This window comes from Variovorax sp. PDC80 (assembly GCF_900115375.1).
GTDB lineage: Bacteria > Pseudomonadota > Gammaproteobacteria > Burkholderiales > Burkholderiaceae_C > Variovorax.
Window position 1 is genome coordinate 104,876 of the sequence record NZ_FOWG01000017.1, and the last position, 23,001, is coordinate 127,876.

General features: G+C 66.6%; 16 protein-coding genes. 13 read left to right on the plus strand and 3 right to left on the minus strand.

All coding sequences use genetic code 11. The features are described from left to right. Positions 1-4 precede the first annotated feature (4 nt). From rfbA to BM109_RS35745, 10 genes are all read left to right on the plus strand, one after another. The gene (gene rfbA / locus BM109_RS35700; protein WP_093353895.1) at positions 5-904 is read left to right on the plus strand and encodes a glucose-1-phosphate thymidylyltransferase RfbA; all 900 of its coding nucleotides are present in this window, start codon (positions 5-7) and stop codon (positions 902-904) included. Next, the gene (gene rfbC, locus BM109_RS35705; RefSeq protein ID WP_093353897.1) at positions 901-1,449 is read left to right on the plus strand and encodes a dTDP-4-dehydrorhamnose 3,5-epimerase; all 549 of its coding nucleotides are present in this window, start codon (positions 901-903) and stop codon (positions 1,447-1,449) included. Before rfbA ends, rfbC begins: the two co-directional genes overlap by 4 nt. A 68-nt stretch (positions 1,450-1,517) precedes the next feature. After that, on the plus strand, positions 1,518-3,947 hold the full coding sequence (locus BM109_RS35710) for a hypothetical protein (protein ID WP_093353900.1): 2,430 nt from the start codon (positions 1,518-1,520) through the stop codon (positions 3,945-3,947). A gap of 10 nt (positions 3,948-3,957) precedes the next feature. Then, complete coding sequence (locus BM109_RS35715) at positions 3,958-4,944, plus strand: glycosyltransferase family 2 protein (protein ID WP_218159446.1); 987 nt, start codon at positions 3,958-3,960, stop codon at positions 4,942-4,944. After that, on the plus strand, positions 4,944-5,303 hold the full coding sequence (locus BM109_RS35720) for a GtrA family protein (RefSeq protein ID WP_093353905.1): 360 nt from the start codon (positions 4,944-4,946) through the stop codon (positions 5,301-5,303). The genes BM109_RS35715 and BM109_RS35720 overlap by 1 nt, the downstream gene beginning before the upstream one ends. Continuing rightward, complete coding sequence (locus BM109_RS35725) at positions 5,300-6,157, plus strand: GNAT family N-acetyltransferase (RefSeq protein WP_093353907.1); 858 nt, start codon at positions 5,300-5,302, stop codon at positions 6,155-6,157. The genes BM109_RS35720 and BM109_RS35725 overlap by 4 nt, the downstream gene beginning before the upstream one ends. Then, positions 6,147-6,941 (plus strand): PIG-L deacetylase family protein, encoded by a 795-nt coding sequence (locus tag BM109_RS35730; protein ID WP_093353910.1) that lies wholly within the window; start codon positions 6,147-6,149, stop codon positions 6,939-6,941. Before BM109_RS35725 ends, BM109_RS35730 begins: the two co-directional genes overlap by 11 nt. A 278-nt stretch (positions 6,942-7,219) precedes the next feature. After that, positions 7,220-8,257, plus strand: coding sequence for a GDP-mannose 4,6-dehydratase (gene gmd / locus BM109_RS35735; protein WP_093353913.1), 1,038 nt, complete (start codon positions 7,220-7,222; stop codon positions 8,255-8,257). A gap of 76 nt (positions 8,258-8,333) precedes the next feature. Further along, positions 8,334-10,877 carry a glycosyltransferase gene (locus tag BM109_RS35740; protein WP_143129327.1) on the plus strand — a complete coding sequence of 848 codons (2,544 nt, stop codon included), beginning with the start codon at positions 8,334-8,336 and terminating at the stop codon, positions 10,875-10,877. Positions 10,878-10,923: 46 nt separating this feature from the next. Further along, entirely contained in the window at positions 10,924-14,958 is a 4,035-nt protein-coding gene (locus tag BM109_RS35745; protein ID WP_093353918.1) for a glycosyltransferase, read from the plus strand. A 58-nt stretch (positions 14,959-15,016) separates the two neighbouring features. Here the strand turns inward: BM109_RS35745 and BM109_RS35750 are convergent, their stop codons facing one another. From BM109_RS35750 to BM109_RS35760, 3 genes are read right to left on the minus strand one after another with little or no spacing between them, the layout of a single operon-like run. Beyond that, positions 15,017-15,727, minus strand: coding sequence for an ABC transporter ATP-binding protein (locus tag BM109_RS35750; RefSeq protein WP_093353920.1), 711 nt, complete (start codon positions 15,725-15,727; stop codon positions 15,017-15,019). A 6-nt stretch (positions 15,728-15,733) separates the two neighbouring features. After that, positions 15,734-16,537 carry an ABC transporter permease gene (locus BM109_RS35755; RefSeq protein WP_093353923.1) on the minus strand — a complete coding sequence of 268 codons (804 nt, stop codon included), beginning with the start codon at positions 16,535-16,537 and terminating at the stop codon, positions 15,734-15,736. Beyond that, a complete protein-coding gene (locus tag BM109_RS35760; RefSeq protein WP_093353925.1) occupies positions 16,534-17,952 on the minus strand; it encodes a mannose-1-phosphate guanylyltransferase/mannose-6-phosphate isomerase in 1,419 nt (472 codons plus the stop codon). The genes BM109_RS35755 and BM109_RS35760 overlap by 4 nt, the downstream gene beginning before the upstream one ends. Before the next feature lie 166 nt (positions 17,953-18,118). On the opposite strand from BM109_RS35760, the gene BM109_RS35765 reads away from it, so the two are divergent. The 3 genes from BM109_RS35765 to BM109_RS35775 are packed head-to-tail and all read left to right on the plus strand — an operon-like array spanning position 18,119 to position 22,985. Beyond that, entirely contained in the window at positions 18,119-20,062 is a 1,944-nt protein-coding gene (locus BM109_RS35765) for a glycosyltransferase family 2 protein (protein ID WP_256223005.1), read from the plus strand. Beyond that, entirely contained in the window at positions 20,059-21,960 is a 1,902-nt protein-coding gene (locus BM109_RS35770) for a glycosyltransferase family 2 protein (RefSeq protein ID WP_093353928.1), read from the plus strand. Before BM109_RS35765 ends, BM109_RS35770 begins: the two co-directional genes overlap by 4 nt. Beyond that, positions 21,957-22,985, plus strand: coding sequence for a glycosyltransferase family 2 protein (locus BM109_RS35775; protein ID WP_093353930.1), 1,029 nt, complete (start codon positions 21,957-21,959; stop codon positions 22,983-22,985). The genes BM109_RS35770 and BM109_RS35775 overlap by 4 nt, the downstream gene beginning before the upstream one ends. Positions 22,986-23,001: the final 16 nt, after the last annotated feature.

Below are 23,001 nucleotides of genomic sequence, written 5' to 3' on the forward strand. Positions count from 1 at the left end.
AACGATGACCATCCAGACGACGCAGCGCAAAGGCATCATCCTGGCCGGCGGCTCGGGCACGCGGCTGCATCCGGCCACGCTCGCGATCAGCAAGCAGCTGCTGCCGGTGTACGACAAGCCCATGATCTATTACCCGCTGAGCACGCTGATGCTCGGCGGCATGCGCGACATCCTCGTCATCAGCACGCCGCAAGACACGCCGCGCTTTCAGCAGCTGCTGGGCGACGGCAGCCAGTGGGGCCTGAACCTGCAGTACGCCGTGCAGCCCAGTCCCGATGGGCTGGCGCAGGCCTTCATCATCGGCGACAAGTTCGTCGGCAATTCGCCGAGCGCGCTGGTGCTGGGCGACAACATCTACTACGGCCACGACTTCGTGCACCTGCTGTCCGACGCCGATGCGCAGGAAAAGGGAGCGACCGTCTTCGCCTACCACGTGCACGACCCCGAGCGCTACGGCGTGGTGGCCTTCGATGCGCAGGGCAAGGCCAGCAGCATCGAGGAGAAGCCGCTCGAGCCCAAGAGCAGCTATGCCGTGACGGGGCTCTACTTCTACGACAACCAGGTCGTCGACATCGCCAAGGCCGTCAAGCCCAGCGCGCGCGGCGAACTCGAGATCACTGCCGTCAACCAGGCCTACCTCGACCTCGGCCAGCTCAACGTGCAGATCATGCAGCGCGGCTATGCCTGGCTGGACACCGGCACGCACGAGAGCCTGCTCGAGGCCGGCCAGTTCATCGCCACGCTCGAGCATCGCCAGGGCCTGAAGATCGCGTGTCCCGAGGAGATCGCCTGGCGCAACGGCTTCATCGATGCCGCGCAGCTCGAGAAGCTCGCCGCGCCGCTGGCCAAGAGCGGCTACGGCAAGTACCTGCAACGCCTGCTGAAGGACGAGGTGCGCTCGTGAAGGCCACGCCCACCGCTATTCCCGAAGTCCTCGTCATCGAGCCGAAGGTGTTCGGCGACGCGCGCGGCTTCTTCTTCGAGAGCTTCAACGGCAAGGCCTTCGACGAGGCCGTGGGGCGCCACGTCGAGTTCGTGCAGGACAACCATTCGCGCTCGGCCCAGGGCGTACTGCGCGGTTTGCACTACCAGATCCAGCAGCCGCAGGGCAAGCTGGTGCGCTGCGTGCGCGGCGCGGTGTTCGACGTGGCGGTGGACATCCGCAGGTCGTCGCCGACCTTCGGTCAGTGGGTGGGCGAGGAACTCAGCGAGGACAACCACAAGCAGCTGTGGGTGCCCGCGGGTTTCGCGCATGGCTTCCTGGTGTTGACGGAGACGGCGGAGTTTCTGTACAAGACGACCGACTACTACGCGCCGGCGCATGAGCGCTGCATCCAATGGAATGATGCGGATCTGAGCATCGGGTGGCCCGATATCGGCGCACCGCCGCAGCTGTCGGCCAAGGACGCGGCCGGCGCTGCCTTGACGCGGGCGGAACTGTTCGAGTGATGGGCGGGCGGCCGACCTCCGTCGACGCTTCCCGGCCCGAGCGCGATTCAATCCAGGGCCAGTCCTCCGTGTGGCTGCCGATCCAGGGGCTCGTGCTCGCGAGCCTGCTGGCCGGCATGGCAGCCGCAGTCATCGGACTGCAGCGGCTCGACTGGGCCCGGCACTCCGTGGTGTCGTGGGATGCGTTGCGGCCCTATGCCATCCTGATCGGCGGTGGCGCACTCGCGACCGAAGCCATCGCGCGCTGGCTGCGCATCCATCGCTTCGCGGCTTTGGGTGCGATCGTCGTTGCCGGTGCGTTGTTCTGCGGTGCGATCTGGCCGTTGGCGGCGGCGCTGGCGTTCGTGTTGTCGTCCTGCGTGATCGGTCGCGGATTGCTGCGCCTGGCGAAGGTGCCGTTGCCGTATCAGGAGCCTGTCGGATGCTTCCTCGTGGGTGCCGCGGTCGGCGGCACGATCGTGGGTCTCTGGGCGTGGCTGCCGCTCAACTATCCGGGCGTATACGCGTTGGGCCTGGCCGTGCCGTTGACCATCGGCCGCCGCAGCGCGCTCGAGATGCTGGGCGCCCTGCGCCGGGCGGCAGCGATGCACGCCGGATCCGGCGGATTCGTGCAACTGCTGATCGCCGGCACGGTGCTGGCCCATTTCGCGCTGGCGTTGATGCCGGAGATCGGGCATGACGCGCTGGCCACGCATCTCTTCATTCCGACGCAATTGCTTGAGCGTCGTGCCTGGGGTTTCGATATCGGCACCTATGCATGGGCGTTGCTGCCGATGCTGGGCGACTGGATGTTCGCCATCGGCCACATGCTTGCTGGCGAGCGCGGTGCACGCCTGATCAACCTGTGCTTCATCCTCGCGAGCGCCTTCGTGGTTCGCGACATGGCGCTGTGGGCTGGGGCCAGCGTGCGCTGCGCGCGCTGGAGCAGCCTGCTGTTCCTCTGCACGCCGCTCGCGCTACTCGAAACCAGCAGTCTCTACATCGAGTCAGTCTGGACGGCGTTCGCCGCTGCAGGCGTCCTGGCCTTGCTGCGCGTTGTCGGACGCGAGCGGGATGGTGCGCTGGCGGCCGGCGTGTTGCTCGGTGCCGCGCTGGCGGCCAAGGCGATCACGCTGACCCTGCTTCCGGCGCTCCTGCTGCTGTTTCTTGCGGGCTTCAGGGGCTGGGGACATCGGAAGGCCCTCAGGCCGGTTGCGCTGGGTGTCGGCGCGATGGCGCTCATCGGTGGGTTGCCCTATGCCGTCGCCTGGGCGCGGACCGGAAACCCGATGTTTCCCTACCTCAACCAGGTGTTCAAGTCGCCCTTGTGGTCCACGCTGCCTTTCGAAGATCCGCGATGGACCAAGGGGCTGCATTGGAACGCCCTGCAGGACATCACCTTCAACAGCGTCAAGTTTCTCGAGGCGCAGCCGGGCGCGAGCGGCTTTCAGTGGTTGATCCTGCTCGTGCCCTGCCTGTTGCTGCTGGCATGGCAGCGCCGCTGGCGCGCCTTGGCGCTGGTGCTGGTCGGCCTGAGTTCGATCGTTCTGACTTTTCATTCGATCGCCTATCTGCGCTATGTATTTCCCGCCTTCGTCTGCCTGGCGGCCGCCTTCGGCGTGGCGATGACCGCGGGCGTGGGGCCGGCGATGGCAGTGCCGATGCGCTGGGCCTTCGGCTTCGCGGCCGTGGCCGTGATCGGCTTGAACCTCGTGTTCATCCGCTCGGCGACTTACTACGGGGACATCGCCTTGAAGCCGTTGCTCAGCGAGGAGGGCCGGGACTCCTACCTGGCGGAGTGGCTGCCGATCCGCAACGCAGTCGAACTCGCCAACCGGCTGAATGTCCATCGCAGCCCGGTGGCTTTCTTCTCGGACCTGCTGGCGGCCGGCCTGAACAGCGATGCACTGCACGTCAGCTGGTACAACCGGGGCTTCGAGGCGGACGTGGTGGCCGCGGATACCGTCGACAAGCTCGGCCAGGTGCTCGCCCGGCGCTCGGTCGACTATCTGATCCTCGATGCGCATTGGAAAACCCGTGCGCAGCGCGATCGCGTCGAGGCGGCGTCCGACCTGGTGCTGTCCTTCGGCGACGTCGCCTTGCGCAAGCTGAAGACGGACTACCGGTTCAGCACCGAACTCTTGAAGAACACCGACTTTTCCACGGGCGAGGGTTGGACCTTCACGCGTCCCGAGCAGCGCCAAGCGCGGGAGCGCGTGGTGGTGACGGTGAGCACGCCCGGCACGCAGCGGGTCGAGGTATCGCCCGGGCGGCGCTACCGGCTCGCCGTGACCGCGGAATGCAGCGGGGCGCCCACGCAGGGGCGGCTGCAGGTGAACTGGGAAGACAAGTCACAGCGCTTCCTGTCGGCGAGCATCCGTCTGTTCACCTGCGAAGACAGGTCGCAGACGCATGTCTGGGAGCTGCAGCCGCCGGCAGGTGCCGCGGCCGGAAGTGTCTTTGCCACGAGCCATACCGAGGCGCCGATCACCGTCACGGGTGTGTCGTTCAGAGAGTGAGGAGCCGATGATGAACGGAACGGGTGGAGACGCGAAGATCGCGGTGGTCATTCCGAGCTACAAGGTCCGAGCGCATGTGCTCGGAGTGATCGATCGCATCGGTCCCGAAATCTGCCGCATCTATGCGGTGGACGATGGCTGCCCCGATGGGTCCGGCCGCTTCATCGAGGAACACTGCACCGATTCGCGCGTGAAGGTGGTCTTCAACGAGGTAAACCAGGGCGTGGGTGGCGCGATGCTGCGCGGTTACGCGCAGGCCATCGCCGACGACATGGACATCATCGTAAAGATCGACGGCGACGGACAGATGGACCCGGCACTCATCCCGGATTTCGTGGCGCCCATCCTCGCCGGCGAGGCCGACTACACCAAGGGCAACCGGTTCTTCGATCTGGAAGAGATCCGTGCGATGCCGAAGGTCCGCCTGTTCGGCAATGCCGTGCTGTCCTTCCTCACCAAGTTCTCCTCGGGCTACTGGGACCTGTTCGATCCGACCAACGGCTACACGGCCATCCACGCCGAGGTGGCCAGGCAGCTGCGGGCCGACAAGATCAGCCGGCGCTATTTCTTTGAGACGGACATGCTGTTCCGCTTGAACACCCTTCGGGCCGTAGTCGTCGATATTCCGATGGACGCGCACTACGGCGACGAGGTGAGCAACCTCAAGATCCGCAAGATCGTCGGCGAATTCCTGTTCAAACATGCGCGGAATTTCGCCAAGCGCGTGTTCTACAACTACTACCTGCGCGACATGTCGATCGCATCGCTCGAGTTGCCGCTCGGCCTCGCGCTGCTGCTCTTCGGTCTGGGGTACGGTGGCTATCACTGGGCTGAATCGGCGGCCCGAGGCGCGGCCACGGCAGCGGGAACGACCATGGTCGTGGCCGTTTCGCTGCTGTCGGGCATGCAGTTGCTGCTGGCCTTCATCGCCTTCGATGTGTCGTCCGTGCCGCGCCGCGTCCGGCATCGGCGCCTGCAGGCCCGCGCCAAGTCCTGATGCGCCAGCAGTTTCTGATCTTCGTGTGCGTGGGCGTCGTTTCGGCGCTGATCGACATCGCGACCATGCAGGCGCTGATCCATGCGAGCGTCCACTATGCGGTCGCCACCACGCTGGGCTTCGTCGCAGGCCTCGCGGCCAATTACATGCTGCACTCGCGCCTGACTTTCAAGGCGGCCAGCTCGCTGCATTCGATGCTCAAATTCGGCCTCGTGGTGTCGGTCAATTACGGGATCACGCTGGCGTGCGTCTGGGCGTCGCAGCGCTGGCTGGGCGGAACGATGGCCGGCAAGCTCCTGTCGCTGCCCCTGGTGGCAGGCAATGGATTCCTCCTGAGCAGATACTGGGTGTTCAAATGATCGATTTGCTTCCGGTTCGCATCGACGAGCAGATGCTCCGACGCTATGAGGCGTTGTTCGCGGCCTGCTTCGCACCGTCGCCGAAGTTTTCGCCCGCGACGCTGAAATGGCTTTACGGCGAGAACCCCGATGGTCAGGTGGTCGGCTTCGATGCGATGGATGGCGACGAACTCGCTGCCCACTACGTGTGCATTCCGAGCGTAGCGCGGATCGGCGGTATCGAGGTCCGGACCCTGCTGTCGCTCAATACGGCGACCCATCCGAAGTACCAGGGCCGTGGCCTGTTCACGCAGCTGGCGGAAAGGACCTATCAGGCGGCGACCGAGCAGGGCTTTCACGCGGTCTACGGCGTGGCCAACGCCAACAGCACGCCCGGCTTCGTGCGCAAGCTGGGCTTCCAGCTGGTCCAGCCGCTCGAGGCCAAGGTGGGCCTCGGTGGGCTTGGCATCGATTTCGCGGCCGTCCGGCGGTCGGCGCAGTTCGAGCGGGTCTGGACGCCCGCATCGCTCGACTGGCGCAGCCGCAATCCGTGCAATCCGGTGTGGCGCGGCGCCATCACGACGCAGCGCGCGGCCTTTCATGCGAAGGCCTTCGGAAGCATGCTTCCGGCCTACGCGGAACTGCCTCTCGCGGGGCTGTCCGCGCCAGACCTGCGCGGGGCGGCCGCTTCTCCGCTGCGCTTGTTTCTTGGCCTGGTTCCCGAGGGCGCATGCGGCTTCGGGGGGTACGTCGACATCCCGCGTCGCTTTCGTCCCTCGCCGCTCAACCTGATCTACCGCTCGCTCGCGCGTCCGGGCACGCAGCTCGAGGCCGGGCGCGTGCTGTTCTCGTTCCTGGACTTCGATGCCTACTGAAGTGCCCGTCGTTTCCTCGTCGGGCGTCCCGGTGGCGGTGTTCCTGCTGCCGCACCAAGACGACGAGTTCGGCGCGTTCCATCGCATCGTGCGACTCCGAGCGTCTGGCGTGCGCGTGGTCTGCGTCTACTTCACGACGGGCGTGCCCGCCGGCGGCGATCCATCGCCGCGCAATCGCGAGTCGCTCGCGGTGCTGGCCGAGCTCGGCGTCGAGGATGTGCTCTTTGTCGGAGAGCAACTGTCGATCGCCGATGGCGAGGTCTGCGATTCGCTCGCGCGCGCGGCCGACTGGCTCAAGCCCTGGCTCGCGCAGGCCGGACGTCTCGAGGGCATCTACGTGCCGGCGTGGGAGGGCGGGCATCCCGATCACGATGGACTGCATGCCGTGGCGCTGCAGGTGTGTACCGAACTGGGCTTGTCCGAGAAGGTGTGGCAGTTCGCGCTCTACAACGGCGAGCGGTGCCCGGGACCGTTCTTCAAGGTGTTGTCGCCATTGCGGGGCAACGGGCCCGTCGAGCGCGACCCCATGCCGCCGCGCTCGCGGCTGCGTTTCCTGCGTCTCGTGCTGCGCTATCCGTCCCAGGCCAGGACCTGGATCGGTCTCTTTCCCTTTGTGCTGATGCACCACGTCCTGAGTGGAAATCAGCAATTGCAGCAGGCCCGGATCGAGCGGCTGAACGAGCGGCCGCATGCGGGCCGGCTCTACTATGAAAAGCGCGGCTTCTCGACTTGGCAGGCTGTCTCGCAGCGCATTGCCCGCTGGCGTCTCGCACGGGTCGCCTGAATACGCGGGGCCCATTGCTTTCTGTGGAACCAGTCGATGTGGCCGCGGCTGGCGCCCGGCAGGTGTGCCTGGCTGATCCTCGTGCCTTGCGACGCTTTTTGTCGCACATCTTTCCCCAAAGTGGACTTTTCTCGCACATTCGCACGAGGTGCCGTCCCTCCTTTTCGTAGTTTTCCCGCTGTTACCTTTGATCCTGTCTTCGTAAGGTCGTGTGAAATCGTTACGGCACAATGTCATGCTTCCGCGCTCCCTTAGGCATATCCGCTCCTCTTTCAAAAATGAAAAAACACGCTGTTGTCACCGGTATCACTGGCCAGGATGGGGCCTATTTGGCGGAGCTTCTCCTGAGCAAGGATTACGTCGTTCACGGGACCTTTCGTCGCACGAGCTCCGTCAATTTCTGGCGCATCGAGGAACTGGGCATCCAGAACCATCCAGACCTTCGACTGGTGGAACACGACCTGACCGATCTCGGCAGCTCGCTGACTTTGATCAAGGAAGCCAAGCCGCAGGAGGTCTACAATCTGGCCGCGCAGAGCTTCGTCGGCGTGAGCTTCAACCAGCCCGATGCCACGGCGCAGATCACCGGCATGGGCGCGCTCCATCTGCTCGAAGCGATCCGTCTCACCGATCGCAGCATCCGCTTCTATCAAGCATCGACCTCCGAGATGTTTGGCAAGGTGCAGGCCATTCCCCAGGTGGAGGAAACCCCGTTCTATCCGCGCAGCCCCTACGGCGTCGCCAAGCTGTTCGCGCATTGGATGACGATCAATTACCGCGAGAGCTATGGCATCTTCGGCAGTAGCGGCATCCTCTTCAACCATGAAAGCCCGTTGCGCGGCCGCGAGTTCGTGACCCGCAAGATCACGGATTCGGTGGCCAAGATCAAACTGGGCAAGCTCGACGTGCTCGAGCTCGGCAACCTCGGCGCCAAGCGCGACTGGGGCTTCGCCAAGGAATACGTCGAAGGCATGTGGCGCATGCTGCAGGCCGCCGAATCCGACACCTTCGTACTGGCCACGAACCGGACCGAGACCGTGCGGCATTTCGTCGACCTGGCTTTCAAGGCCGCCGGCTACGAATTGCGCTTCGAGGGGCAGGAGGAAAACGAAGTCGGCATCGACATCGCGACCGGCAAGACCCTCGTGAAGGTGAATCCCAAGTTCTATCGTCCTGCCGAGGTCGACTTGCTGATCGGCAACCCCGCGCGCGCGAAAGAGAAGCTCGGTTGGGAGCCCAAGACGACGCTCGAGGAACTCTGCACGATGATGGTCGAGGCCGACCTTCGCCGCAACGCGCAGGGCCAGTCTTTCTAGGCGAGGTGCGCCCACGGGGGCGCCGGACGTGGGAGAAGCAGTGCAGGCGCGAAAAGACGCTCAGAGTGGAGAAGATTTGATCAAAGAACTGAACCAAGCCACCCGATTGTTCAAGAAGGCGCTGCGCGCGGCGAAGGCGGGCCTCGGTGGCAACGCGGCGGCTGCCAAGGCCATCAAGGATGGCGATCTTTTCGACGCCGAGTTCTATCGGCAGCAATGCCCGCGCGGCGTCGGGCCCGGCACGGACCTCCTCCAGCACTACCTGTCCGTGGGCTGGAAGCTCGGCCTCGAGCCTTCGCCGCGGTTCTCCGCGGTGGCGTACATGGGCCGCAATGCCGATGTTCGCAAGTTCAACCTCAATCCGCTGCTGCATTGGGTGCGCTTCGGGCGTGCCGAACGCCGCATCCTGCCTGAGAGCGCGGGTCCCGAATACATCTGGGCCGATGCGCAGCGCGGGGGCGCCTATCCGCTGCCGGACGATGTCATCCAGTACGAACTGCTCGCGGGGCGCGCCTATTTCGCCAGTGCCGGGTTCGACTTCGAGCAGCGAGAGGCCGGCGGCACCGCGGCGGAAGCTGTCCAGGCCATGGCGGCGCGAACCCCGGCATGCCCGATCGACACGGTCGCGCCCAAGGTCTCGATCATCATCCCTGTGTATGGGCAGACGCACTACGTGCTCAATTGCCTGGACTCGCTGGCGCGGTTGCGGACAAGGCACTCGGTCGAGATCATCGTGGCCGACGACGTCTCGCCGGCAGGCTCGCAGAGCGAGTTGCTGGCGGGCATCCCGTGGATTCGCTATGAACGCCGTGCCGAGAACGGCGGCTTCCTCGAATGCTGCAATTCCACCGCGCAGAAAGCCAGAGGCGAATTCGTCGTGCTGCTCAACAGCGACACCCGCGTGGCCGAAGGGTGGCTCGACGAGCTTCTCATGGCCTTCGACCTGTTCCCCAAGGCCGGCATGGTGGGTTCCAAGCTCTTCAATGCGGACGGTACGCTGCAGGAGGCGGGAGGCATCTTCTGGCGCGATGGCTCCGCGCACAACTACGGGAGAGACGAAGACCCGAATCTGCCGCAGTACTGCTTCGCACGGCAGGCCGACTTCATTTCCGGCGCTTCCATTGCATTGCGCAAGCGAGTGTGGGAGGAGATGAGCGGTTTCGATCCGGAATACAAGCCAGCCTATTGCGAGGATGCCGATCTGGCGTTCCGGCTGCGCCGGGCGGGCCATGAAGTCTGGTACGTGCCGACCTCGCGGGTGGTGCACTACGAAGGCATCACCCACGGCCGCGACACCACCAAGGGCATCAAGGCCTACCAGGTCACGAACATGCAGAAGCTCGCCAGGCGTTTCAGCGCCGAGTTGGGCGCGCATCCACAACCGGGTTCGGATTCGAGGCGTGCGGCCACCTGGCGGCATCGCCGCAGCATGCTGTTCGTCGACGCGCTCACGCCCACGCCGGACCAGGACTCCGGTTCCGTCGTGACCCACGAAGTCATGAGCGCGTATCGCGACGCGGGTTTTGCCGAGAGCTTCTTTCCCCAGCATTCACCCTACTGGTCGAAGAAATACACGTCCGCGCTGCAGCGGCGCGGCGTGTGCTGCTACTACAAGCCCTATGCGGAGGATGTCGGCAAGCTCCTGGACATCGACAATGCCTTCGACTACGCGATCCTCTATCGCTACAACGTGGCGCATCCCGCCTATATGGATCTGCGCGAGAAGGCGCCGAGCACGCGGCTGCTGTTCGCCAATGTCGACCTGCACTACCTGCGGGAAACGCGTGCGGCCGAGACCGCCGGCAATCCGCAGGCACTCTTTCCGGCGCTGGTGACCAAGAAGAAGGAGCTCGAGATGTTCGTCCAGGCGGACGCCTCCTTCGTGCACACGGACATCGAGAAGGAGGTGATCCAGAAGGCGCTTCCCCGGCCGCTCGACAACATGGTCGTGTTGCCCTGGATCTCCGAGGTGTTTCGCGATACGCCCGAGATGGACGGCCGTTCGGACATCATGTTCCTGGGCAACTTCCCGCACGCGCCCAATGTCGACTCGATCATGTACTTCATGGCGTCGATCTGGCCCGCGCTGCAACACGAGCTGCCGCCGCATGCGAAGCTGCTCGTGGTGGGCAACAAGCCGCCGCCCGAGGTGCTGGCGCTGGCTTCCGAGCGGGTGGTCGTGACCGGCTTCGTCGAGGATCTGGCGCCTTACTTCGAGCGCTCGCGCGTCTTCGTGGCACCGCTGCGCTATGGCGCGGGCATCAAGGGCAAGCTCGTGATGGCCCTGGCACACGGTGTACCGAGCGTGGCGTCGACCATTGCCGCCGAAGGAATCGCGAAGACGGGCGAGACGCATCTGGCCGTCGCGGACGAGCCGGCGCAATTTGCGGCCGAGGTCCTCCGCGTCTATGGCGATGCGGCCTCGTGGCGGCGCATGCGCGAGGATGGGCTGGCCTATGTAGAGCAGAACTATTCGCGCATCGCGACCCTGAAGATCTGCCTGGAGGCGCTCGATATCGCGGATCGGACGTGGCTCCTTCGACAGGAATTGCAATGCAGGCGATCGCTGGAGAAGATCATGGCGGAGAACAGCGAATACCGGCCTGCAGAAGCCTCGTGAAGCCATCGTGCCTGTTGTTCCATCTCCGACCTGACATGCGAACCCAATGAGCGACGACGGGCTCCAGAAAGACCGCCCGATCCAGGTCGGCGGGACGAATTCCCATGAAACGAGGATGACACCGGAAGCGGGCAGCGCATCGGCCTTCGAGGCGCTGATCGAGGCTGCCAATCATCGTGCGGAAGCTGCAATGAATCAGCAGCGCGCCATGAGCGAATCGCTCTCGTGGCGCGTGACGGCGCCGCTGCGCAAGGCATCCGAGCTGGTGCCGGCACCTTTGCGAGCGCAGCTGCGTCGTACCGCGAAGACCGCTTGGTGGGCGCTCACTCCCTGGCGTCTGCCCGAGAGGTTGCGGGCCTTGCGAGCATTGCGCGCGAGGCCGCCACACGAGGAGTCCCTGCGTGGCGCCGATGCAGGCGATGTCTATGGCGCCTGGATCGCACGTGTCGAACAGCGCTCTGCGGTGCTCGACGAGCCGGCGGGTCCGGTGCGCGTGTCCTTTTTGCTGGAGGCAGGGGCGGACCCCGAGGCCTTGCTGCGCACGCTGGGCTCCCTGCGTTCGCAGGCTTCCCGCCGCTGGGAAGCGCTGGTTGCCGTGGGGACGCAAGCCGATGGCGAAGCCTCGGGCGCCATCCGTGCCGCACTCGATACGCTGGCCACGGAGGCGCGCATCGTTCGCGTGGCGGTCGCGCCTGGCGGATCGCGTGCGCGATCGCTGGCCGCCTGCTCGCCGCTGGCCGCAGGCGAGTTCGTCGCCATCCTCGACGCCGGCGATGTGGTCGCGGCGGGAGCGCTCGGCGAACTGGCGCACGCGGTCGCGCGCGCGCCGTGCAGCGACATCCTTTACGGCGACGAGGACGAACTCTCGCTGGAGGGCCTGCGCCGCCGACCGTACTTCAAGCCCTCGTGGTCGCCCGAACTGCTCGGCGCGTTCAACTATTTCGGGCGCCTGACCTTCCTGCGTCGTGAACTGGTCTTGCGGGCGGGCGGGATCGACGCCGCGGCCGGAGCGGGCGTGGAGTGGGACCTGAACCTGCGCGCGAGCGAATCGGCCGGCATCGTCACGCGTATCCCCAAGGTGCTGTGCCATCGCGCGGAAGGCGGCAGCCAGGATCGTGCCCCCGCCGATTCGATGGTCGCCGCCGACCATCGCGAAGCCCTGCGCAAGCACTGGGCTCGCGCGGGCATCGATGCGGCCATTCATACGCAACCCGACGGAACGCAGCGTGCCACCTGGGTGCTGGCGGCGCCGCCGCTCGTGTCGGTGGTCATTCCGACCAAGGACAAGATCGAACTGCTGCGCGTGTGCATCGACGGCCTGCTGAGCGGCACGGATTACGCGCGCAAGGAGATCGTGCTGGTCGATACCGGCTCGGTGGAGCCGCAGACCTGGACCTACTACGAGTCACTGCGTGGAGTTGCTGATCTGAAGATCGTCCACTTCGACAAGACCTTCAATTATTCGGCGGCCTGCAACCACGGTGCCGGCTTCGCGCGAGGCGAACTGCTGCTCTTTCTCAACAATGACATCGAAATAGTGTCGCGCGACTGGCTGGACGAGCTGGTGCGCTTCGCCACGCGCCCCGGTGTCGGCGTCGTCGGCACCAAGCTCGTGTACCCTGGCGGTCAGCTGCAGCATGCCGGTGTCGGCGTGGGGATCAACTTGTGCGGGCTCATGTACAAGTCCGCCGAAAGCGGCGAATGGGGCGTCTTCGGCTCCGCGGACCACGCGCGCAATTGGCTCGCGATCATGGGCGCCTGCCAACTCGTGCGGCGCGATGTCTTCGATCGCGTGGGCGGCTTCGACGAGTCATATCTGGTGGCCGTCAGCGACGTCACGCTCTGCCTGAATGCGTGGCGCGCGGGATTCCGCACGGTCTATGCGCCGCATGCCGGCCTGGTGCATCACGAAGGGGCGACCCGCGGCACGGTGAATCCCACGCCTGACCTGCGGCGCTTCGCGGACGATGTGCGGCTGCTCGGCATCGACGAGGATCCTTACCTGCATCCCGAGCTCGATGGGCAGTCCGTGATTCCCATGCTGAGGCTCGAGGGCATACCGAGCGCGCGCGACAGCCTCACCGGCGACACCCGCGCGGTCGGCTCGCTGATGCTGCCGGCGACAGCCCTGAACCTCGCGATCGACCGCACGGCGCTCGATGCGACGGGGCTCGCCAGGGACGAGATCCTGTGGTTGCCGCAAGCGGCCCATGCCGTTACCAGCCCCGAGTCGGCAGCGCGCTGGTGCCTCGACCTGTTGCGCACGCGGCCCGATGTCGCGCGGCGTTTTCCGGCGGCCCTCTCGGGTGGCGAGGATGGCGATTTCAGCCGCTGGATCGCGGGAGAGGGCGGCGACACGTTCGGCCTGCCGCCGATCGGTCGGGCGTTCGTTCGCGAATGCCTGGCGTCCAATTTCAGTGCCCGCGCCCGGCAAGCCTTCCTCTTTCACGACGACATCAAGAACGCGCTGCCGCATGGGCTGCTGCCAACGGGCCAGTTCGAGCTGCTGCGTTGGTTCATGCGGCAGGGTCGCCATGAGGCCGGGCTGAACCTCGAGGAAGTCTGGTGGCTGCTGCGTGAAGCTTCGGAGCAGCCCGCGCTCGAACTGACGCGTGCCTACGCGTTCGCCCCCGCTTGGCAGACGCTGTATCCGGATGGCCTCACGGTCTTCGGTCGTCGCGATTTCGCGCGGTGGTTCGCCGCGACCTACCGCGTCTCCGAGGCCTGGACCGATCCCGATACCTGGCCTCAGGAGCTCGATCCCGCGCAGCAGATCCGCCTGGCCTGGCAGGCACGCCGGGATTGGCGGCTGCGGCATCCTTCGGCGCTGGACAGCGTGGCGGATGCGCGGGCGCTGGTCGAATGGCTCTGCTCGCCCGAGGCCGCGCAACCGCCCGATGTGAGAACTTGGTGCAAAGGGCTGGACATCCCGCGGGTTGCCGCCGAGCTGGTGGTGCTCGGGGTCAATGTCATCGGGCATTTCTCCTATCCTTCGGGTCTGCGGGTCTCCGTCGAGGCCCTGGTGGAGGGGTTGGGCCGCGCCGGCGTGCGCACCTCGCTGCGCGACCTGAAGACCGATCGCCGCGACGACCCCACGCACGCCAACTTCCGTGGCTTCGAGGAATTCGAGACCACGCTCATCCACGCCCAGCCAGAGCCCTTCTTTCACGAGGCGTTCAGCCGCAGCGACATTCACCAGCGCACGCCGGGCACCTACCGCATCGGCTACTGGTACTGGGAATTCGATTCCATCCCCGATTTCTGGCTGGCGCATGCCGAGCAGGTCGACGAGGTGTGGGCCGCGACCGAGTTCGTCGCGCGCGGCCTGCGCGCGCGGCTCAAGGTTCCGGTGCGCACATTGTTCCCTGGCGTTCAATTGGGACAGTACGACAAGCGCTCGCGCTCGTACTTCGGCCTGCGCGACGAGCCCTACACCTTTCTCTTCACCTTTCACATGATGAGCGTGATGGAGCGGAAGAACCCGATCGGCCTGATACGCGCCTTCGACCAGGCGTTCGGCGGCGAAGACGCGGTGCAGTTGGTGCTGAAAACCTCCTTTGGCGAAAGGCATCCGGCCCAGTTCGAGGAGTTGCGCGCAGCCGCCGCGGCCGTGCCCAACGTGAAGGTCATCGACGAGGTCTACAGCCCCGAGGACGTGCTTTCGTTGATGGATGCCTGCGATGCCTATGTGTCGCTGCACCGCAGCGAGGGGCTGGGCCTGACGATGGCGGAGGCCATGCTCATGGGCAAGCCGGTCATCGCCACCGACTTTTCGGGCAATGTGGACTTCATGGACGAGAGCAACAGCCTCCCCGTGAACTACCGCCTGGTGAAGCTCGGCAAGCCGATTCCTCCCTACGGCGGCGATCTCGAGTGGGCCGACGCTTCGACGGAGCATGCGGCGCAGCTGATGCGCCGGGTCTACGAGAACCAGGAATGGGCGCGCGAGCTCGGTGCCCGGGCGAGGGCTAGCGCGCAGGCCAGGCTATCGCTGGATGCGGCCGGTCGACGGGCCGCGGCGCGCCTAGCCGAGATTCGCGTGGCGTTGCGCGAGAAGAGGGTGGCCGGCCCGGGCGCTTGAATTCCGGGAAGCCCAGGCGCGATCGGCGGATGCCTGCCGATCGCGCGGCAAGCTCAGGTCACGGCGACTGCTGCTCGACGATGCGCCCGTGTTCGAGGTGGATCACGCGGTTGCATTCCTTCGCGATCAACTCGGGCGAGTGCGAAGCCAGCACGAGAATGCCCGACTTCGCAACCACCTCGCGCATGCGCTTCTCAGCCTTTTCGGTGAACTCGGCATCACCGACCGAGAGCCATTCGTCCATGAGCAGGATGTCGGCCTGGACGCTCGTCGAGATCGCAAACGCCAGGCGCATCAGCATGCCGGTGGAGTAGGTTCGCACCGGCATGTGGACATATTCGCCCAGGCCGCTGAACTCGCAGATCTCCTGCGTGAGTTGGTCGACCCGCTTGCGGCTCATCCCCATGACGAGGCCGCGCAGCATGATGTTTTCGATGCCGGAGGCGTCGACCTCGATCCCCAGCACCGGGTCGATCAGGCTGGACACCGTGCCCTGGCGCTCGAATGCGCCCGCCGATGGTTCGTAGACGCCAGCCAGTGTGCGAAGCAGCGTGGACTTGCCCGCGCCGTTGTGCCCGACCAGTCCGAGGCGGTCGCCGCTGCGCAGTTCGATGTTGATGTCGTGCAGCGCCTGTACGACGGTGACGCCGGTTTCCTTGCCGAGGCGTCCGCCGGTCACCGAGGCGGCCAGCGTGTTCCTGAGGGAGCTCGCGCCGGCCCCGTAGATGGGGAAATTGACCGAAACGTTCTTGAGTGAAATCAGTGCCATGGGCGATCAGAGCCAGTAGACGACGCGGCGGCGGTACTTCATGAACAGCAGGCCGGCAACGACCGACGTGCCGACCGTCCAGCAGAGGATGCCGATCCAGTCATGCAGGCTGGCCATGCCGCCCATGAGCGGTGTTCGCAGGAGGTCAAGCATCTGCGCCAGAGGATTCCAGAGCACATAGCGTGCGCGGCCGGGCAGATTCTCGGGCAACCAGAAGACGGGCGTGAGGAACATCAGCATCTGCATCAGGCTGGTGACGATCTGTGTGACGTCGCGAAAGCGCGTGCAGATCAGGCCCAGCAGCAGCCCGACCGCATGCGCATTGATGAGCAGAAGCAGGAGCGCCGGAAAGAACAGGAGCGCGTGCCAGGACAGTGAGATGCCGGCCCAGAGCGCGACCGGAATGTAGAGCACGATCTGGTGCGCGAACTGGATGACGTTGCGCGCCAGGCTGCGCCACACGAACAGAGTGATGGGAAAGTAGCCCTGCTTCAGGTAGTGCGAGGAATTGACGAAGGTGTGGCAGGCGTCGGTGACGATGCTGGAGAAGAAACCCCAGAAGATCACGCCGAGTGCCAGGTGCGGAAAAAACTTGGAAAGCTCCGTGCCGAACAGGGCGCTGTAGAGTGGCCCCATGCCTCCGATCATGACGCCCATGCTCAGCGTCAGCCAGATTGGGCCGAGAAGGGAGCGGCGGTAGCGCAGCACGATGTCGAACCAGGCCAGGGTCCACCAGATGTCAGGACGGCGGGTGCCCTCCCACCAGTCGGCCCAGGCGTTGCGATGCAGATTGGAATAGGCTTGGCTCATGCGCGTCCGTAGGTGTCCGCGAGGCGCACGATGTCGTCCTCGCCAAGATAGCCGCCGCACTGGACCTCGATCAGCACCAGCAACTCGTCTCCGATATTGGTCAAACGATGTTTCTCCTTGAGGGGGATGTAGCGGTACTGGCCGGGAACGGTCTCGTGCTCGACATCGCCAATCTGCACGATGCCGCGCCCTTGAACCACGACCCAGTGCTCCGCGCGTTGATGGTGATACTGCAGCGACAGTGCTTCGCCCGGCATCACCGTGATTCGCTTGACCTTATAGCCTTCCTCTTCCTTGAGGGTCGTGTAGGTACCCCATGGACGGTGCACCACCACGGGTGTGCGCACGGTCTCGTGCTTGCGCGCATTGAGAATGTCGACCACCTTTTTGACCGCCTGCGCGCTGCCCTTGTGTGCGACCAGCAGGGCGTCGGGCTGGTCGATGATCACCAGGTCATGGACGCCGAGAGTCGCCACCACTTTCGCGCCGTGGCTCTGAACCGACACGTGCGTGCCGGTGGTGTCGATGGCGACCACGTCCGCTGGCATCGTGTTGCCGCTGGCGTCCGCGGTGTGCGCCTTGGCGATCGAGGGCCAGGAGCCGACGTCGCTCCAGGCGAACTTGGCCGGAACCACATGCACATTGTCGGCCGGCTCCATGACCGCGTAATCGATGCTGATATCGGGCTGCAGCCCGAAGGTATGAAGATCGAAGCGCACCGTGTCGTCGACGGCTCTAGAGGCCGTCAGCGCCTGCCTCGAGGCGGCCAGCAGTTCGGGGGCATGGCGCTCGAAAGCCGCGAGGATGGCATCCGCCGTAAAGCAGAACATGCCGCTGTTCCAGTAGTAGCGGCCTGTGGCGAGATATTCCTGTGCCGTAGGCAGATCCGGCTTTTCGACGAAGCGCCGCGCCGGCTGGGCCTCGCGCGATACCTGCGCGACCTCGACGTAGCCAAAGCCGGTTTCGGGTCCGGTGGGGCTGATGCCGAAGACCACCAAAGCGCCCTGGGCCGCGAGCCGGAATGCCTGGCTCGCGCTGGCGACGAAAGCCTCGACATCGGGCACCAGGTGATCGGCGGAAAGCACCAGCATCACCGTATCGCCGCCGAACGTGGCCTGGCACTGCAGGGCAGCCAACGCGATCGCCGGCGCCGTGTTGCGGCCCTTGGGCTCGAGCAGGAAGGTCGTCTGAGGAGGGTCGGCCAGCTCGCGCAATACGTCTTTCGTCAGGAAAAGATGGTCCTCGTTGGTCACGACCATGAGGTCTCCCGTGCCGCAGGCCTGGCCTCGTTCGATGGCCTGCTGAAGGAGGGTGGAGCCGCCCAGTCTCATGAAGGGCTTCGGAAAGGCGTGACGGGAGGCTGGCCATAGCCTGGACCCGGCGCCTCCCGACAGCACGACTGAAAGCACCCGCATTTTTCGAACCCTGTTTCTTTATGGAGCGATAATTTTACCGACCCCTGCCGGGGCGAGCCGTGAGCAGGCGTTCGTTGCGACGCCCGGCGCTGAATGCGCACCACCGGCCTTTTCTTCGCGCGGCCATGGCCTCGGCGCGAGTTTTCGGGATGATCGACCGTATTTTATGAGGCCCACGCTGCCCGCCGCACCCACAGGGAGACGCCGACCCGTACGCCCCGCCGAGCTGACCAAGGCCCAGTTGCAGGCTCGCGTGCATGCGCTCGAGCAGCAGGTGGCCGCCATGGAGCGCTCGACCAGCTGGCGGCTCACGACCCCGGTGCGCTGGGCCAGCCGGGTGGTGCAGCGCCTGCGCGGCGGGCCGCCACTGCCGGCGGGCATCGCGGGCGGCAACTATGCGGAATGGATCGCGCAGTCGGCGGCCCTGCAGGCGGCGCCGTTGGCGGCGCTCGCGGCCGAGGCCCGAGGCTGGCCCGAGCGCCCGCTGATCTCGGTGCTGATGCCCACCTACAATCCCCGGCCGGCCTGGCTGCGCGAAGCCATCGCCTCGGTGCGCGCCCAGACCTACGACCACTGGGAGCTCTGCATCGCCGACGATGCCTCGACCGATCCCCAGGTGGCGGCCCTCCTCGAGGCCGCGGCGGCCGAGGACAGCCGCATCCGCTGGGTGCGCCGGCCGGTCAACGGTCATATCTCCGAGGCCTCGAACAGCGCACTGGCGCTGGCCGGCGGCGACTGGGTGGCGCTGATGGACCACGACGACCTGCTCGCGCCCGACGCGCTGCTGCGCGTCGCCCATGTGCTGCATGCCGATCCCGCGGCGCGCATGGTCTATTCGGACGAGGACAAGATCGACGCCACGGGCCGGCGCTACAACCCCTACTTCAAGCCCGACTGGAATCCCGAGCTGTTTTGCTCGCAGAACATGTTCTCGCACCTCGGCGTCTACCAGCGCGCGCTGGTGCTCGAGGTCGGCGGCTTCCGCAAGGGTTTCGAGGGCGCGCAGGACTACGACCTCGCGTTGCGCTGCATCGAGCGCATCGACCCCTTGCGGCAAGTGCGGCACCTCCCGCACGTGCTCTACCACTGGCGCGCGCACGCCGAGAGCACGGCCCAGTCGGCCGGCGCCAAGCCTTATGCCGAGATCGCGGGCGAACGGGCCCTCGACGAGCACTTCGAGCGTATCGGCCTGGCCGCGCGCAGCGAGAGCACGCCGCACGGCTACCGCACCCGGCTGGCGGCGCCTGCCCGGTGGCCGAAGGTGTCGCTGGTGATTCCCACGCGCGACGCGCTGGGCCTGGTGCGTCAGTGTCTCGAGAGCATCGTCTCGCTCTCGACCTATCCCGACTACGAGATCCTGCTGGTCGACAACGGCTCCACCGATCCCGAGGCGCTGCGCTACTTCGCCGAGCTGCGTGAACAGCCGGGCTTCCAGGTGCTGCGCGACGACGGTGAGTTCAACTACGCGGCGCTCAACAACGCGGCCGTGGCGCAGGCGCATGGCGAGGTGGTGGCGCTGATCAACAACGACATCGAGGTCATCACGCCCGACTGGCTCGAGGAGATGGTGGCGATCGCGCTGCAGCCCGATGTGGGCGCGGTGGGCGCGAAGCTGCTCTATCCCGACGGCACGGTGCAGCACGCGGGCGTGGTGCTGGGCATCGGCGGCATCGCCGGCCATGCCCACAAGCACCTGCCGCGCGCGGAGGGCGGCTACTTCAACCGCGCCCAGCTGATCCAGTCCTTCGAGGCGGTGACCGCCGCCTGCCTGGTGGTGCGCAAGGCTGTCTACGAGCAGGTGGGTGGGCTCGATGCCGCCAACCTCAAGATCTCGTACAACGACATCGACTTCTGCCTGCGGCTGCGCGAGGCCGGCTACCGCAACGTCTGGACGCCGCATGCGGAGCTCTACCACCATGAATCGGCCACCCGGCCACGCGACCTGGACCCGGCCCAGCGCGAACGCGCGGCGCGAGAAGAGAACCACATGAAGACCCGCTGGGCCGCCGTGCTCGAACGAGATCCCGCCTACAACCCCAACCTGAGCCTGGCTTCGGAAGATTTCGCGCTGGCCTGGCCACCGAGGCCGTTGCCGGAGGTGCGGCCATGAACCGCCTCCTGCGGGCCTTGAGCTTCATCCCCAACGCCCTCTACAAGGGCGGCGGGCTCGGCGGCACCGCGCGCCGCGCCGTGAAGATCCTGCGCCAGTCGGGCCTGCGCGGCGTGGTGCGCTCGGTCAGCGTGCTGCTGCGCAACGACGGCCCGCCGCTGATGGCCGATGCCTCGCGGCCCGACCGCTTCCAGTACCGCGAATGGGTCAAGCGCCATGACGCTCCCCTCGCGCCGGCCCAGCGCCAGGCGCTCGAAGCGCAGGCCGCCGGCTGGCCGCGCCAGCCCGGCTTCGTGCTGGTGATGGCGCTCGATGGCGCCGATGCGCAGCAGGCGGAGCGCGCCGTGGCTTCGGTGCGCGACCAGGTCTTCGCGCACTGGCGGCTGGTGCTCGCGGCCGGACCGGGCACGGCGCAGGCGGTCAAGGCGTTGGCCGACCGGCTGGCCGCGGCCGAGCCGCGCATCGAGTTCGCCGAGGCGACGCTCGCGCAGGCCTTCAACGCTGCCGACCCCGGTGCCGACGGCTGGCTCGCCGCTTGCGACGCGCGCGATGCGCTGGCGGCCGATGCGCTGTGGCGCGTGGCCGAGGCCGCCGTGGCCCGGCCCGAGGCCGCTCTGATCTACACCGACGAGGACCGCATCGCGGCCGACGGGCAACGCTCGGCGCCGTACTTCAAGCCCGACTGGAACCTCGACCTGCTGCGCTCGCAGGACTTCGTCTCGCGGCTCGCCTTCTTCGCGGCGCCGCTGCTGCGCGAGGTGGGCCGGCTCGACGAGCGCTTCGGCGACGCGGCGCGCTACGACCTGGTGCTGCGCGCGGCCGAGCGCCTCGATGCGGCGCGCATCGTCCACGTGCCGAAGGCGCTGTACCACCGCCATGTCGCCTCCGAAGACGCGGTGCATGCGATGGACCCGGCCGAGTACGCGCCCGAGGGCGGCGAGCGCGCGCTGCAGGCGCACCTGGCGCGCGGCGGCATCGAGGCCACGGCCGAGCGCGCGGGCGCGGGCTTCCGCGTGCGCCATGCGCTGCCGGCCGAGCCGCCGCTGGTGTCGCTGTTCATCCCCACGCGCAACGGCCTGAAGCTGGTGCGCCAGTGCATCGAGAGCATCCTCGAGAAGACCCTGTACCCGCGCTACGAGATCATCCTGATCGACAACGGCTCGGACGACCCCGAGGCACTGCGCTACTTCGAGGAGATCTCGGCGCGTGCGGGCGTGCGCGTGCTGCGCGACGACAGCCCCTTCAACTACTCGGCGCTCAACAACCAGGCCGCGGCGGTCGCCAGGGGCGAGGTCTTCGGCCTCATCAACAACGACATCGAGGTGATCTCGCCCGACTGGCTTGGCGAGATGGTCTCGATCGCGCTGCAGCCCGGCGTGGGCGCCGTGGGCGCGCGGCTCTGGTATCCCGAGAACACGCTGCAGCATGCGGGCGTGGTGCTGGGCTACCGTGGCGGCGTGGCCGACCATGCGCATCGCCGGCTCGGCCAGGGCGATGCCGGCTACTTCGGGCGCGCGGCGCTGCTGCAGGGCTTCTCGGCCGTGACGGCCGCCTGCCTGATCGTGCGGCGCGCGCTCTACGAACAGGTGGGCGGGCTCGACGAGAAGAACCTCAAGGTCGCCTACAACGACGTCGACTTCTGCCTGCGGGTGCGCGAGGCCGGCTACCGCAACGTCTGGACGCCCCATGCCGAGCTCTACCACCACGAATCGGCCACGCGGCCCTCGGACCTGTCGGAGGCGCAGATCCAGCGCTTCCTCGGCGAGGAGGGCTACATGAAGCAGCGCTGGGGCGAGTTGCTCTTCAACGACCCGGCCTACAACCCGAACCTGAGCCTCGCGATCGAGGACTTCAGCTACGCCTGGCCGCCGCGCGTGGCGAAGGTGGCGGCGCCATGAGCGTGGCCCCGGCCGCCGCCGCCGAGCCGCTGAGCGTCTCGGTCGCCCTGTGCACCTACAACGGCGAGCGCTTCGTGCGCGAGCAGGTCCGCAGCATCTGCCTGCAGACCCGGCCGCCGATGGAGATCGTGCTGTCCGACGACGCCTCGCGCGATGCCTGCGTCGAGGTGGCGCGCGCCACTGTCGAGGAATGCCTGCGCGAGCGGCCCGGCCTCGCGATCGCGCTGCGCGTCATCGTCAATCCCGTCGGCCTGCGCGTGGTCAAGAACTTCGAGCAGGCGGTGCGCGCCTGCAGCGGCACGCTGATCGCGCTGTCGGACCAGGACGATGCCTGGGTGCCCGAGCGGCTCGAGCGGCTGGTGGCCGAGTTCGAGCGCCGGCCCGAGCTGCGGCTGTTGCACTCGGACGCGCGCCTCGTCGACGCCCAGGGCGCGCCGCTGGGCGGCACGCTGTTCCATGCGATCGAGGTCACGGCCAGCGAGATCGAGCGCATGCATGCGGGCCAGGCCTTCGACGTGCTCCTGCGCCGCAACATCGTCACCGGCGCGACCACGGTGTTCCACCGCGATCTGCTCGACGCGGTGCTGCCGTTCCCGGTCGAATGGGTGCACGACGAGTGGATCGCCACGGTGGCCTCGGCCTTCGCGCGCATCGACACCGTCGAGGCGCAGCTGATCGACTACCGCCAGCATGGCGGCAACCAGATCGGCGCGCGGCGCGACACCTTCATGGAGAAGGTGCGCAAGGCCCTGGCCTCGCGCGGCACCACCCACGTCGAGCGCGCGCGCAAGGCCGAACTGCTGCTCGAACGCCTCGAGCAGGTGGCGCGCGCCGGCCGCCCGGTGACTGCCGACACCCTCGACAAGCTGCGCGGCAAGATCGTGCACCAGCGCTTCCGCACGCAGCTGCCGGCCTCGCGCTGGGCGCGCGTGCTGCCGATCCTGCGCGAGGCCCGAACGGGTCGCTACGACCGGTTCGGCCGCGGTTTTCGCGGCGTGGTGCGCGATCTGTTCGAATCCGTCTGATCCATTCCAGAGCCAT